General features: G+C 47.4%; 15 protein-coding genes. 13 read left to right on the top strand and 2 right to left on the bottom strand.

What is annotated here, in order from left to right; translation table 11 throughout:
- Positions 1-19: 19 nt before the first annotated feature.
- The 4 genes from ACFQS8_RS05325 (at position 20) to ACFQS8_RS05310 (ending at position 5,910) form a co-directional block, all read left to right on the top strand.
- Complete coding sequence (locus ACFQS8_RS05325; RefSeq protein WP_382166227.1) at positions 20-1,957, top strand: tetratricopeptide repeat protein; 1,938 nt, start codon at positions 20-22, stop codon at positions 1,955-1,957.
- A gap of 23 nt (positions 1,958-1,980) precedes the next feature.
- Positions 1,981-3,753, top strand: a complete 1,773-nt coding sequence (locus ACFQS8_RS05320) for a tetratricopeptide repeat protein (RefSeq protein WP_382166226.1) — start codon at positions 1,981-1,983, stop codon at positions 3,751-3,753.
- A 52-nt stretch (positions 3,754-3,805) separates the two neighbouring features.
- Positions 3,806-4,705 carry a 4-(cytidine 5'-diphospho)-2-C-methyl-D-erythritol kinase gene (locus ACFQS8_RS05315; protein ID WP_382166225.1) on the top strand — a complete coding sequence of 300 codons (900 nt, stop codon included), beginning with the start codon at positions 3,806-3,808 and terminating at the stop codon, positions 4,703-4,705.
- Between the two features lie 92 nt (positions 4,706-4,797).
- On the top strand, positions 4,798-5,910 hold the full coding sequence (locus tag ACFQS8_RS05310) for a glycosyltransferase family 4 protein (RefSeq protein ID WP_382166224.1): 1,113 nt from the start codon (positions 4,798-4,800) through the stop codon (positions 5,908-5,910).
- A 60-nt stretch (positions 5,911-5,970) separates the two neighbouring features.
- Here ACFQS8_RS05310 and ACFQS8_RS05305 read toward each other — a convergent pair whose 3' ends face one another.
- Positions 5,971-6,993 carry a polyprenyl synthetase family protein gene (locus ACFQS8_RS05305; protein ID WP_417461541.1) on the bottom strand — a complete coding sequence of 341 codons (1,023 nt, stop codon included), beginning with the start codon at positions 6,991-6,993 and terminating at the stop codon, positions 5,971-5,973.
- 168 nt (positions 6,994-7,161) lie between these two features.
- On the opposite strand from ACFQS8_RS05305, the gene ACFQS8_RS05300 reads away from it, so the two are divergent.
- The 7 genes from ACFQS8_RS05300 to ACFQS8_RS05270 all read left to right on the top strand — a co-directional run bounded on the left by ACFQS8_RS05300 (position 7,162) and on the right by ACFQS8_RS05270 (position 10,627).
- Positions 7,162-7,371 carry a putative signal transducing protein gene (locus ACFQS8_RS05300; protein ID WP_382166223.1) on the top strand — a complete coding sequence of 70 codons (210 nt, stop codon included), beginning with the start codon at positions 7,162-7,164 and terminating at the stop codon, positions 7,369-7,371.
- The gene (locus ACFQS8_RS05295) at positions 7,364-8,116 is read left to right on the top strand and encodes a tRNA1(Val) (adenine(37)-N6)-methyltransferase (RefSeq protein WP_382166222.1); all 753 of its coding nucleotides are present in this window, start codon (positions 7,364-7,366) and stop codon (positions 8,114-8,116) included. The genes ACFQS8_RS05300 and ACFQS8_RS05295 overlap by 8 nt, the downstream gene beginning before the upstream one ends.
- 59 nt (positions 8,117-8,175) lie before the next feature.
- Entirely contained in the window at positions 8,176-8,352 is a 177-nt protein-coding gene (locus ACFQS8_RS05290) for a hypothetical protein (RefSeq protein WP_382166221.1), read from the top strand.
- Positions 8,353-8,930: 578 nt separating this feature from the next.
- Complete coding sequence (locus tag ACFQS8_RS05285) at positions 8,931-9,257, top strand: antibiotic biosynthesis monooxygenase family protein (RefSeq protein WP_382166220.1); 327 nt, start codon at positions 8,931-8,933, stop codon at positions 9,255-9,257.
- A 36-nt stretch (positions 9,258-9,293) separates the two neighbouring features.
- The gene (locus ACFQS8_RS05280; RefSeq protein ID WP_382166219.1) at positions 9,294-9,854 is read left to right on the top strand and encodes an RBBP9/YdeN family alpha/beta hydrolase; all 561 of its coding nucleotides are present in this window, start codon (positions 9,294-9,296) and stop codon (positions 9,852-9,854) included.
- 199 nt (positions 9,855-10,053) lie between these two features.
- Positions 10,054-10,227: a hypothetical protein gene (locus ACFQS8_RS05275; RefSeq protein WP_382166218.1), complete on the top strand. Its 174-nt coding sequence runs from the start codon at positions 10,054-10,056 to the stop codon at positions 10,225-10,227.
- A gap of 199 nt (positions 10,228-10,426) precedes the next feature.
- Positions 10,427-10,627: a dodecin family protein gene (locus ACFQS8_RS05270; protein WP_382166217.1), complete on the top strand. Its 201-nt coding sequence runs from the start codon at positions 10,427-10,429 to the stop codon at positions 10,625-10,627.
- An 84-nt stretch (positions 10,628-10,711) separates the two neighbouring features.
- Here ACFQS8_RS05270 and nfsB read toward each other — a convergent pair whose 3' ends face one another.
- The gene (nfsB, locus tag ACFQS8_RS05265; protein ID WP_382166216.1) at positions 10,712-11,374 is read right to left on the bottom strand and encodes an oxygen-insensitive NAD(P)H nitroreductase; all 663 of its coding nucleotides are present in this window, start codon (positions 11,372-11,374) and stop codon (positions 10,712-10,714) included.
- A gap of 117 nt (positions 11,375-11,491) precedes the next feature.
- Between nfsB and ACFQS8_RS05260 the strand changes: the two genes are divergently transcribed.
- Entirely contained in the window at positions 11,492-11,866 is a 375-nt protein-coding gene (locus tag ACFQS8_RS05260; RefSeq protein ID WP_382166215.1) for a winged helix-turn-helix transcriptional regulator, read from the top strand.
- A 357-nt stretch (positions 11,867-12,223) separates the two neighbouring features.
- The gene (locus ACFQS8_RS05255) at positions 12,224-12,562 is read left to right on the top strand and encodes a hypothetical protein (RefSeq protein WP_382166214.1); all 339 of its coding nucleotides are present in this window, start codon (positions 12,224-12,226) and stop codon (positions 12,560-12,562) included.
- The last annotated feature ends 45 nt before the right edge of the window (positions 12,563-12,607 follow it).

Below are 12,607 nucleotides of genomic sequence, written 5' to 3'. Positions count from 1 at the left end.
TCCCAATCTGGAGTCCTGTATGCGCCGTTTTTCCTTTAAACAATCAAAGCTCACTCAGGTCTGTGCGAGTGTGTTCCTTGGCTGTGTGCTTTCTGGGTGTGCGGTATCTAGTTCTACGGAAAAATTTGACGCCCCCGTTTTGCAACTTTCCCAGAGTGGTGTGTCTAAGGCAGCTGCATCTACGAAAGCTGAGGGCGTTGTGGAATATGCAAACGCCAATGAAATGCTCGAAAATGCTGATATGTCTGCATTCATGCTGGAAGCACGTGAAGCGTATGCAAATTCAGAAAAATCTGGTGCTTGGGGTTTTACTGCAGTCGATATGATGTTGGCGGGTGAATATCCTGAAGCTTTGACTGTTTTGAATGAAATGCCTGTGCGCGAATCTTCTTTTTCCGCGGTCATGACGCCTGATTTTTTGCGTCCGTGGATTTTGGCGGCCAAGGGTGATGTCGAGCTGGCAAAGGAAGCGATTGAACCGCTGAAAAACACAATGCCAGACCATGCATATCGTGGTTACCAAGCTTTATTGCTTGAAGGGGCTGGATTGTATGAAGAAGCGATTGGCATATACCAACAAGGGCCGGACTATTTCGATCGTCCTGATGATGATGAAGAGCCAAGCGCGGAAAATTATGCGCGTTTCTTAATGTATAGCGCTGAACGCCAATTGGCGCTGCGTCATGCCGAACTGCTTGTGAAATTAGACCGTAAACCGGGCGCAATGGTGATCTATAATGCGTTGCTTCATGCGAATGAAGATGATGCATACACAGATGCACGTATGGAAGAATTATCTCACGGTAAAAAGCTGAAAAAGCCGTTCCTGACTGTGCATTCGGCATTGGGTATCGCGATTAATGACCAAGCCGATTTGATCGAACAAAGACAAGAGCTAGCAGGTGTGATGCTGGCAAAAGGGGCGAAGGCTCCTTTCAACCACTTTTTGAGCGCGCTGCGCCAGAGTGCCTTATTGCTGAACCCAAATAGCGCATTGATCCGCCTAACTGAATCTGAGCACTTGTATAGTCACGGCTTTTTTGAGCCATCTGCACGCCTTGCTTTGAATGGGGATGCGTTGACCGATGAAGATCGTGCGAGCCTTTTGCTACGTGCATCAGAAGCGAAGTTGGAAGCAGGTAATTTTGCAGCAATGGATAGCCTTAATAAGAAGGCTTTGGCGCTGACGGATGAACCGATTTCTGTGCTGAATGTTGCCGATTTGATGGTGCGCATCAGCAATGTGGAAGAAGCAGAAAAGCTTGTTTCGGGTATCTTGAAAAAAGATGACCTTGATACAAAAACACGCGCTTATGCGAATATTTTGCTTGCCGAAGCACGCCAGCAGGGGGGGAATCTTGAAGGCGCAACTTTGGCTGCGCGTGCGGCTGTGCTTGCAGATGAAACAGATCAAACACGTGGTTTCCTTGCCTCGACATTGACGAAATCAGAGCAAACTCGCGAAGAGGGGCTGGATATTTATCGTGACCTGTTCGTGGCTGCGCCTGATAGCCCGAGCATGATGAATAATTTTGGCTATGCACTTATCGCGAGCTATTCGAGCGATAAAGAGCTTGATGAAGGCTATCGTTTGCTGAAAAAGGCAAACCGTATGACGCCGTTTGAGCCAAACTTGCTAGATAGTCTTGGCTGGGCTTATTACCAATATGGTGATTATGAGCGTGCTCAAGAATTGATTGAAAAAGCGCTAGAATTATTCGAGCCATTTGACCATTGGGAACTACACTATCACCTTGGGGATGTGTATTGGCGTTTGGATAGAAAAGAAGACGCTGTGAAATCATGGGAGACTGCGCTAGAGCAACATCCTCCGGCGCATGAAAGAGAAGCGATTGCATCCCGAATAGAAAATGGGCTAACAGAAGCAGCACCTGAAGCGCGTGTGCCTCCGTTTGTTCCTAAGACTGAGGCACCGCCGGAAGCGCAGTCAATTTAGTTTCTGGATAGTTAGTCAACATTTTGAACAATCCTCTAAAGACATTCCCTTCACGCCGCAGTGTCGCACGAAGACCTGCAGTTAATAGCTGGCTGGGAATGCTTGCGCTGGGCAGTGCGTGTTTGGGCGCTGCCTCCTGTGTGAGTGTGGAAGATAGAGAGAATTATTATTACAACGCGACCAAACCCGAGAGCGCCGATGAATATGGCGATTATCTTTCCGCACGGTATGCGGGATGGGTGCGTGACGGGCGTTCGGCTGCGGAATATTACTCACAAGCGCTTTCAAGGACGCCCGAGGATAGCTCTCTGCTTGAGAGAGCGATTATCTATGCACTGGTAGCGGGTGATGTAGACCTTGCTCTCAAACTGGCAATAGAAGCCCCGTCCAAGGTAAAAAAAGACGGAATGGCAGCGACGCTGGTGGCTGTGGATCAATTCTCTCGTCAGCAATATAAGAAAACAGCTTCATTTGACGACGATGAGAACGTGGGTGTGATGCAAAACATCATTGCCCGTTCCTTGCGGGAGTGGTCACAGATTGGGCTGAAGAAGAATGAGATTATTCGTCCTGTGGTGCATTCCGATCGTGAAACAAGACTGTTTCGCGGTGTGCAGCTTTATTCTGATGGATTGCTGCAATTGGCGAATGGTCAAGATGAAGATGCCATGGAGAGCTTTGAGCAAGCATGGCAATTAGGTGGGCGCTATCCTGTGGGTGTGGATGCTTATATTCGTCTGAATGCTGAAAAAGGACAAAAAGAGGCTGCGGCTGATTTAGTTTCCCAATTTTTCGAGCAGATAGGCGATAACCCGCTCATTGATCAAGTGGATCGTGAATTACGCGCTGGTAAAGCTATAGTCGCGCCTAGATTATCGCCCAATGCAGGAGCTGCGGCGTCCATTTTGGGATATGCGGTGGCAATCGCAGCTAAGCAGGGCGGCGATTACGCCAATTTATATTATTCAATCGTATTGATGCTAGATAGTGAGCAGGATGCTGCGCGTTTATTGTTGGCAGATTCCATGCGTTCTGCGCAGCGCCCAAAAGATGCCATCACGCAATTGCAAAAAATCAATGAAAATTCAGTCTATTATGGTGCGGCCCGCGCGCGCGAGGCTTGGGTGTCTTATGATTTAGAGGATGTTGAGGGCGCGATAGCATTGGCGCATACAGCGCTCGCGTCTAAGCCGGGACGCTCATTGAAAATGCAAATTGGAGATTTGTATCGCACATTGAACATGTATCAGGAAGCTGAAAATCTGTTTGATACAGTTGTGAAAGAAGACCTTACAGATGGCTTCATTGATTGGCGTGTTTTGTTTGCGCGCGCAACGATGCGTGACAAGCTTAATCAATGGCATGAAGCAGAATCTGATTTACTTGCGGCACTGAATTACGCACCAGAACGGCCTGAGATTTTGAACTATCTTGGGTATTCATGGATTGATCGCGGCAAAAATATAGACGAAGCCTTTGGTATGATCCAACGGGCGATGGAATTAAAGCCCAATGAAGGCTATATCCGCGATAGTTTGGGATGGGCGTATTATCGCCTAAACAGTTATGATAAAGCCGTGCAATTGCTTGAAGAAGCGGCCGAGCTTGATCCTTCTGATCCTGTCATTAATGACCATTTAGGCGATGCTTATTGGCGCACTGGCCGCGTAGAGCAAGCAAAATTTCAATGGTCGCGTGTGGTTGAATATTCCGATGATATTGAATTGACGCAAAGCGCAAAAAAGAAACTTAAAGTAGGTTTAGATGCGCCAAAACCTGTGCTCTTTAAGCCTTAGTGTTTTCAAAAAACTATCGTGTAATCTTTGAATGTGACGGGTGAGTAAATTCATGGTCGATTCCGCAACAAGCCTTACAACTGTTTGGGCACCTGCCAAGGTGAATTTATATCTGCATGTCGGGCGGCCGCTAGAAGATGGACGTCATCCATTGGATAGTCTTGTGATGTTTGCCGATGCCTCGGCGGCGGATCGCGTGTCGGTTCGTCCATTGAAAACCGTGACTTTGAATGTGGATGGACCAAACGCTAAAGCATTAAAGGGTGAGAAACAAAACCTTGTTTTACAAGCGGCTAAACTTCTAAAAGATGCTGCTGGTCGAAGTGATTTAGGGGCGGCTCTAAACCTTTATAAAGAACTCCCTGTTGCCGCAGGAATAGGCGGTGGGTCAGCTGATGCGGCAGCAACTTTGCAAGCTTTAAACCGGTATTGGAATATTGGTTTTGGAGACGAAGCGCTTTTAAATTTAGGGGCTGAATTGGGCGCGGATGTGCCGGCATGTTTGCGCTCTGATCCGCAAATTATGCGAGGGATTGGAGAAAAACTGACGCCATTTAGTGCATGTGGATTGCCAATTGTTTTAGTCAATCCGGCGGTCAAATTATCTACGGCGGACGTGTTTAGAAAGTTCGATGAATTGGGGATGGGCGCTGATTTTAAAGAGCGCGAAGGCCCAGATTCTACGGGTGGTCCCGAAGCTTTGGCGAAGGCGCTTGAAGAATATAGCAATGATCTGGAAGCACCTACAAAATTGCTGTGTCCGGCTGTGAATGAGGTGTTGACGACGCTTGAGAAAACCGAAGGTGCATTATTGGCGCGCATGTCGGGCAGTGGACCGACGTGTTTTGCTGTTTTTTCAAGCTTCGAGGCAGCTAAAGCAGCGGCTTATGTGCTATCTAAACGCAAGAAAAAATGGTGGGTTCGCGCAACGCTTTTATCCGGATCACAATGATTTAGTGTGATTAGCCTTGTGTATATTTGTCTTTGACGGCAAATAACGCCAATCTAAGACGAAACGTGTTTTATTTGAATATGGTGGCTTGTATGCATCCGGCTTTGAATGTGTTTTTGGTCGGTGGTACGGCTTTGATTGCTGCGGTTATTTTATGCCGTGGTGTTATGGCAATTGGGCTTATGGATACGCCCGATAGTGACCGGAAAAAGGTAAGCCAAAAACAGGCTGTTCCGAGTTCTGGGGGCGTTGGGTTTATCCTTGCTGCGGCGTTGGGACTCCTTGTTTCTACAGTAAATTTTATACCTGATACACCTATTATGTGGCTTGGGGTTGGTGTGGTTGCCATGCTGATTTTGGGTTTGGTGGATGATATTGGCAATATCAATGCGAAGGTAAAACTTCTCGCGCAAATCGCTATTGGGATTGGTGTGGCGTGTATGGGTGTATATGCCGATGCGATTGCGCCGGGCTTTGGCAAAGTGCGCGAGTTTGGTGCTATAGGCGGGATTATTCTCGCTGTGATTTGGTTTGTAGTCGTTACAAATGCGGTCAATTTTATGGATGGTGCAAACGGCGTTTCCATGGGTATGGCGATGTTTGCATGTATGGGTTTTTGCGGCGTTGCTGGCTTTGCTGGGGAATGGGAATTGGCAATCGCAGCAGCGGCATTAGCGGGCGCATTGATCGGATTTCTCGTGTGGAATCTGGGCGGTAAACTGTTTGCGGGGGATGCGGGTGCGTTGAGCGTGGGAATGGCGCTCGGCGGTTTTTCTATGCTGCTTGTGAAAGCTCGGCCTGAGTTTGTATTCATTCCGCCAATCTTGTTATCGCCCTTCCTTGTGGATGTATTGTTGACCCTAAATTATCGTGTGAAACGCGGGGAAAACTTTTGGGAAGCCCACACAATGCATGTGTATCAATTGGGACTAAAACCACCCTTATCTTTAAAGCATTGGCAGGTTGCAATTGGACATTGGATGATAGCTGCCAACTGTGCGGCACTGGGCTTTGCAGGGGCTGCGATTGGCTATGAGGCCCCCCTTGTTATCTTTATGGGGGTGACGTTGATGGGGTGTGCTATGCACGTGCGCATCCGCCGCGCCGCAATTGCTGTGGGTCTGCTTGAGAGTGCACAACAGCAAAATGATCCCACGAGCAATGAAGCGATGAGTGCGCGTCAGGTTGAAGGCCAAGACGCGTAAACTTAGCCCGCATTTTGCGCGGATTATTTAAGAACTGAAATTTGAAAATAGGTCGGCTTACTAAAAAGCGCGATCAACCACAAAGTCTGCAATATCAGATAAAGCATCCACATAAGGCGAAGGCGGCAGAACTGAAAGTGCTGCTTTTGCGCTGGCAATTTCATCGCGTGCAGCATTGAGCGTGGCGTTCACACTGTCGGCTTTACGGATGTAATCAATCGCGATGTCGAGGTCTGCTTCTGTCTGCTTGGAGACATCCATTGCGCGGTCCCAGAAAGCACGTTCTGTTGCGTCACCATTTTGGCGGGCAAGTAAAACGGGCAGGGTGAGCTTACCTTCGCGGAAATCATCCCCAACGGATTTTCCGATAACAGATGTTGTTCCATCATAATCAAGCGCATCATCGACAAGCTGGAAAGCGCGGCCTAAGCGGCGACCATATTCGGCAAGTCCATCAGATTCAGCGCCCTCGGTAACGACAGTGAGTGCACCAGCACGGGCGGCTGCTTCAAACAAGGCTGCTGTCTTAGCTTCGACAATTTCCATATATTCAGAAATTGGAAGGTCGGCGCGCCCTATGGCGGCAAGTTGTTTAACTTCACCCTCAGCAATGACGCATGAGGCATTGGATAGAATATCCAGAATACGAATAGAACGTGTTTCCACCATTAGGGTGAAAGCGCGTGCAAACAGAAAATCACCTACAAGAATGGAGGCTGAGTTACCCCAGACCATTTTTGCAGCTTTTTTACCGCGACGCAGATCACTCTCATCGACGACATCATCGTGTAGAAGCGTGGCAGTGTGAATAAATTCAACGGCAGTTGCCAAACAGTGTAGCGGGTTGCTGCCTTCACCTCCGGCTGCATAAGCTGCTGCAAGCGTGATGAGAGGGCGCAAGCGCTTGCCGCCAGCGCTAATAAGGTAGCCTGACATATCAGGAATGGTCGCGACAGCACTTGTTGAGCGCTCTTTAAGAAGCACTTCAACGGCTGCCATGTCTTTTGATACAAGCTCAATGAGCGTGTCCATTGGAGACTTTTCCACGTTTGACCCTTCGGTGATGTGTGCAGTTAAGGTCAAAGATGACCTCCTTGATGGACTAATGTATTATCACTTTGATTTGAATACGCTTATATCGCCTTATCCAACGCTAGACGCAAGCTATTCGTGAGACCATATATAGGTCAAGAAAGATCAAAGCAAAGTCGCGAAATCGTGACATGTAAATAAAGTCAGGAAATAAACGCCATGATTGAAGTTTTACGCTCAAATAATCCGGTGACATTGAGTTATGCAATGGCTTTATTGACCGATGCGGGATGTGATCCTTTTCAAGCCGATCAGTTTACATCCTCTATGGAGGGCTCGATTGGTGCTATTCCAAGGCGCATTCTTGTGCCAGAAGATCGCGTAGAGCAAGCGCGTATAGCCCTAAAAGTTTTGGAAGAGAATGACTGATCCCGAAATAAAAGAAGAAATAACAAAGGACTGGCTTTTGGGTGAGAAGGTTTCCTTGCGCCAATATGCCAAGGGCTATCGTGCGGGGTTGGATGCTGTCTTGCTGGCGGCCTCTCTTGAGACAAAGCCGGGGCAGAGTGTGCTGGAGGCTGGATGCGGCGCAGGAGCGGCGATGATGTGCGCGGCGCAACGTTTGGGTGATATTTCACTTACAGGCATAGAGCGCGATCCGAGAATGCTTGCGCTCGCGGAGCAAAATGTCGCAGAGAATGGTGTGAGCCATCGGGTGCAGGTACGTGCTGGAGATGTGAGCGATAGGCTCGATTCGCTACTCAATGGCTTTGATCAGGTGTATGCAAACCCTCCATTTTTTGACCCCAAGGCAATTCAAGCTGTCGGTGCGGGAAAGGAAGGGGCATATCTTGCTGATGTGCCGCTTGAGGCTTGGCTGAAATTTATGCTTCATTGCGTGAAGCCACGTGGCCGGATTACGATGATTCATCGTGCAGCGGCATTGGCAGATATTTTGAGTTTTCTTCAGCCGCGTTTTGGTGAGATTAGTGTGCTGCCTGTGCGCGCTTATGCAGGGGCTCCAGCAAAGCGTGTTTTAGTGCGCGCGCGTAAAGGTCTACGAAAAGGGGATACTGTCCTCTATGATGGGCTAACACTTTACGATGGAGCAGAGCGCCAATTAACGCAGCGCGCTGATGCGATTATGCGCGGCGGTGCGCTAGAGTGGAAATAGCCATAGAGTAGAGGCGCTGAGCGCTATACTAGATTTAAATTTCAAAGGACGGACGATTTATGGGACGCTTGATATTATTTGCCATTGTATTCGCAATATTAGCGGCGTTTTGCGCATCTTTCTTTGCTAAGCGGGAGAATCGTAATCGCGACGATGATGACGATAATGATAATGCTGGCAAAGGCGGAGACAATGTGCGCCTTTTATCGGATAAACGTCCGCCCAAAGATGATTGACAAAGTAATTTACGAGGTCTAATAGCGCCATCCCAATGTGGAGCCTGTTTGAAAGCAGGGGCATTATTGGTACGTATTCCCGCGTATTTTGGGAATGAGCTGGGTGAATTTTCGGTTAGGTTTATCACGTTTTTGAGAGCGCTTATTTACAGCGTAGTGATAATGGCTAAGATTCAACCCATAGTATATTTTGTTTTTTGATGCAGTGACCAGTTTTTTCTGGTTTTTTTGAATTAAGCGATAAAAATCGCATTTTTTTAGTGCGTAAAATGCATCCAATTACATAGCTCGTGCGTATCAGTAGCGTTAATCCCACATTAATATGAACTGAGCGATTATTAACTTATGGAACAAAGCACACAAATTTTGATCTACATTCTGGCAGCTCTTGGCGCTGGTGTGTATTTTTCGTACCGCTTCGACCCTGCGTCGTTGCTGAAAAAAGACAACTAATTAAATTGGCCCGTAAAAGTATGTGGGCCTAGAGTTTTCTGTAGAGTATTTGTGTAGAGTCTAAGAAGCGCTGAGAGATTAATCTCCGGCGCTTTTTTGTATTTGGAATTGGGGAGGGGGAATAGATGCCACACATTCATGCGATAAATTGCATAGAGGTGCCACATGGATATGAGCAAAGCGCAATTGATGTACGTGAAGTTTATGTAGATTACTTCAAAAAGCAGGCGGGGTTTGTTTCATCCACCTTTTATCGGGCAAGCACGAGCAGAGATGCGATAAATTTCGTCAATATTGTCGTTTGGGAATCGCAAGAGGCATATGATGCTGTGGTGAATGCTGGGTATGGCAATAGCGATGGAGAAAATGAGGATGGGATGAAGGTATTGGGGAAAGGCTTTCCAGATCCGATCAAAGTTCACCCAGGTGTGTATGAGATAATTGGAAATTAGGTTTCTCTTGCCGCGTAATCGTGTAAATAACCCGCTATGAAAATTTCTGACGCAAGTATTCTCTTATCCCCTGGCTATGGTTGGGGAGATAATTCGCACTGGCTGGCGCGATGGTCCCGCCAAATGAAAACAGCCCAGCTTGTTGAGCATAAAGATTACCGCACCCCCAAACGCGAAGACTGGGTGGGGGATTTGGTGCTCGCTGTGGAGAAGGCTGAGAAGCCTGTTGTGCTTGTCGGGCATTCATTGGGCGTGATTACGATTGCGCATGCTTTGCCATTTTTGGCACCGGGAAAAGTTGCGGGTGCATTTTTGGTCGCGCCATCCGATTGGGAAAGAGAAGGGCTCATTCCTGATTTTGACACACATGATTTTGCGCCTATACCGCGTATGAAATTTCCATTTCCTGTTCAGCTGGTGGCAAGTCGCAATGACGAAACAATGACTTATGAGAAGGCATTGGAACTGGCAGCAGCTTGGGGCGCGAGCGTGGTAGATGCGGGCGAAGCTGGGCATATAAATGTGAAAACGGGGCAAGGGCCATGGCCCGAAGGATTGACCGCTTTTGCGTTGTTTATGAAGCAATTGCACAGCTAAAGATAACGCGTCTAAATCGCGTAAAGTTGCGCGTGAAAAATATTTTTTTTGCTATATTGCGCTTTTTTATTTTCGGTATCAAATTTCAATTATGGTCGGAAAATTTAGTGTAGGACAAGCTCCCTCGAATTTGCCGATCAGATTGTATTGGCTTGTGGTCACAATTAAGGATTGATGACCCATTTCTAGGAAGACTCCGATGTCCGGAATGAAAAAAGTTGGCCCTTCTTCACGTCCAAAACGTGTGCGTGCAGGCAGTAATGCATCTCGCAGTCAGCTATTTGATTCAATGCCTAATCCCTCATCAAGAAGACGTCCTGACAAGTTTGATCGCTGGGGACAATTTGATATGCAAATGAGACGCGATGACTAGATAAAGCTAACGCAAAGCATGCTGCATATATGGAAGTATGTGCGGCTTGCTTTGTTCTTATGCTGCGATAGGCTTGCTCTGTAGGCTGACGGAGAGGCGCTTTCCCCTATGGGGCGAGTGGGGAGCTGTATATGCTTCTTGACCTTTATCTTTGCTAGCCTGACACTTGATTTTTTAAGATATATATCAGGAGGATAGTATGGCTGTCGCACGCGTAACCGAGATTATTTCAAGTTCAAAAACAAGCTTTGACAAAGCCGTGGCTAAGGGTGTGAAACGCGCCTGTAAGACGTTGAAAAACGTTGAGAGCGCATGGGTCAAAGACCAAAAAGTGGTGGTTAGCGATGGTGAAATCGTTGAATACCGCGTTGTGATGAAAGTGACGTTTATCGTCGAATAAATATAGTTGGGGCAACCCGATATAAATGTGGCGAGACGGAGTTTTCTGGGGGGGGACGTCAACTCCGTCTCACCAAAAATCGCGCTAAATCTCTGTTAAAATATCAGAGATTGGGAGACGCGATTTAGGGAGTGAGGCGTTATAGTCATGCGTTGGATCACTATAGCCAACCGTGACAACAGCGAGTGCGCCATAGCCTTTTTCCGTTAAACCAAATTCTTTATCGAGGGCATCAACATCAACACCTTCCATTGGTGTGGCATCTAGACCAAGTGCGGCTGCGCCGAGAAGGAATTGGCCTATGTTGAGATATGTTTGTCTTGCAAACCAGTTTGCTTCAGCTTCAGGCGATGTTTGGTTGAGACCTAAGAAGAGACGGCGACCACCATCCATTTGCTCTTTGTTGACGGGCGAAGGGTAGCGACCATCTTTGTCTTCTTGCTCAAGCAGTTTTTCAAGATAAGCATCATCTGCGTGTAGAAGTGACGCAAACACGACAACATGTGATGCGTTGCGGATAGAAGGAGAGTTGAACGGGTATTTCTCATCCGTTCCCGCTGTCACGCGCTCTTTGCCTGCTTGTGTTGAGGCCATTATAAAATGCCATGGTTGTGCATTCACGCTTGAAGGGGAAATGCGCAATAGGTCTTTGAGTTTTTCAACTGTTTCAGCTGGGATTTTTTTGTTGGGATCATACGCTTTCGTTGTGTGACGTTTGTGCGCGTAATATGTAATGTCGTTTTCCATGTTGAAACTTCTTCTGCTATAGATATCGAATCTAGGTTACAGATAGGTATTTAGGGGACTGAGAATTCAGCACAAGAACGCACATTTTGGTGCCATGGTTACATAAAGGGAACTATTATGAGCGCGCGTGAGACAGAACAACAGCCACGCCATTCTGATTATTCTCAGCGTGGATGCCCTGTGGAAGCGTCGCTTGAATTGATAGGCGGTAAGGGCAAAGGCGCGATATTATTTCACTTGCTGGAAGGCACATTGCGTTTCAACGAACTCCAGCGGCGGCTTGAGGGAATTTCTCAACGCATACTCACCAAACAATTGCGCGATCTTGAAGAGTGCGGCTTGGTGCATCGTGAAGTGTTTGCTGAAGTTCCCCCGCGCGTGGAATATAGCCTGACGCCAAAGGGGGAGACATTGCGGCCTGTTATTCTTGCTTTGATGGAGTGGGGCAAAGCCCATGCTTTTGATATTTTACAGGTGAAAAACTCAGCCTAAAATTTAGAGGAATGCGCCAATATCTCCGCCATGTGAAATGGGGAGTTTTCGAAGGTTCTTATTTGGGTGTCGATAGGAAGTGGGCTGTAAAGCGCACGGTCTGTCGGCAGTTAGAGAATGGAATGTGGTATGCGTGCCGCCAGAAGCGTGCGCTTTACCTGATGTTTTGATCTTCAAGCTGACAATCTGCACATGCTCGCTCAATGCTCAAAGCATCAGCCCGCTCATGATACGAATTTGCGCATCGCCCACACCATGAGAAGGTGATGTGAATATGCACTCATTTTGTCGGGGCGGGGATAAGTTTTGACTTATCCATGATTTTATCGTCCGTACACACACAAAAGTGAGTGGACCGTGATTACGAAACACGGTGTAAAAACAAGCATGGATACGGATGAAACATTTACCCAGCAAGCCGTGCGAATGGTGCGCGATATGATCGCTTCATTGAGCATTGCTTTTTTGCCAGCTGCGATAGTGGGATTATTGGCCTGCTTCTTTGTGGAGCTTTACCTGCGTCAAGACTGGGTTGGTATTTGGCCGCCGCTATCTTGGAGCACATCTGTTTTGAGTTTTATTGTGTTTTTCGTGTTTGGGTTTGAAACACCTAAAGGACGAGAGTTTTGCAATAAAATTGTGTGGGGAAACCCATTAATGCGCCATATGGGCATATGGTTTAAGTCAAAGTTTTAGTTGAAATAATGCTTGGCAATAGATAGCTCATCCCCCCTTATTTAG

Origin of the sequence: Hirschia litorea, from assembly GCF_042665075.1 — a bacterium.
In the GTDB taxonomy this organism is placed as follows: domain Bacteria; phylum Pseudomonadota; class Alphaproteobacteria; order Caulobacterales; family Hyphomonadaceae; genus Hirschia; species Hirschia litorea.
Note: the sequence above shows the minus strand (reverse complement) of the source record. Positions and strands in the feature narration are given on the sequence as shown.

Bases quoted from the DNA above. Each gene is read 5' to 3' on its own strand.
- ACFQS8_RS05300 (WP_382166223.1), top strand. From the start codon at position 7,162: ATGATTGAAGTTTTACGCTCAAATAATCCGGTGACATTGAGTTATGCA.
- ACFQS8_RS05315 (WP_382166225.1), top strand. From the start codon at position 3,806: ATGGTCGATTCCGCAACAAGCCTTACAACTGTTTGGGCACCTGCCAAG.
- ACFQS8_RS05325 (WP_382166227.1), top strand. From the start codon at position 20: ATGCGCCGTTTTTCCTTTAAACAATCAAAGCTCACTCAGGTCTGTGCG.
- ACFQS8_RS05310 (WP_382166224.1), top strand. From the start codon at position 4,798: ATGCATCCGGCTTTGAATGTGTTTTTGGTCGGTGGTACGGCTTTGATT.
- ACFQS8_RS05270 (WP_382166217.1), top strand. From the start codon at position 10,427: ATGGCTGTCGCACGCGTAACCGAGATTATTTCAAGTTCAAAAACAAGC.
- nfsB (WP_382166216.1), bottom strand. From the start codon at position 11,374: ATGGAAAACGACATTACATATTACGCGCACAAACGTCACACAACGAAA.
- ACFQS8_RS05285 (WP_382166220.1), top strand. From the start codon at position 8,931: ATGCCACACATTCATGCGATAAATTGCATAGAGGTGCCACATGGATAT.
- ACFQS8_RS05290 (WP_382166221.1), top strand. From the start codon at position 8,176: ATGGGACGCTTGATATTATTTGCCATTGTATTCGCAATATTAGCGGCG.
- ACFQS8_RS05280 (WP_382166219.1), top strand. From the start codon at position 9,294: ATGAAAATTTCTGACGCAAGTATTCTCTTATCCCCTGGCTATGGTTGG.
- ACFQS8_RS05260 (WP_382166215.1), top strand. From the start codon at position 11,492: ATGAGCGCGCGTGAGACAGAACAACAGCCACGCCATTCTGATTATTCT.
- ACFQS8_RS05295 (WP_382166222.1), top strand. From the start codon at position 7,364: ATGACTGATCCCGAAATAAAAGAAGAAATAACAAAGGACTGGCTTTTG.
- ACFQS8_RS05275 (WP_382166218.1), top strand. From the start codon at position 10,054: ATGTCCGGAATGAAAAAAGTTGGCCCTTCTTCACGTCCAAAACGTGTG.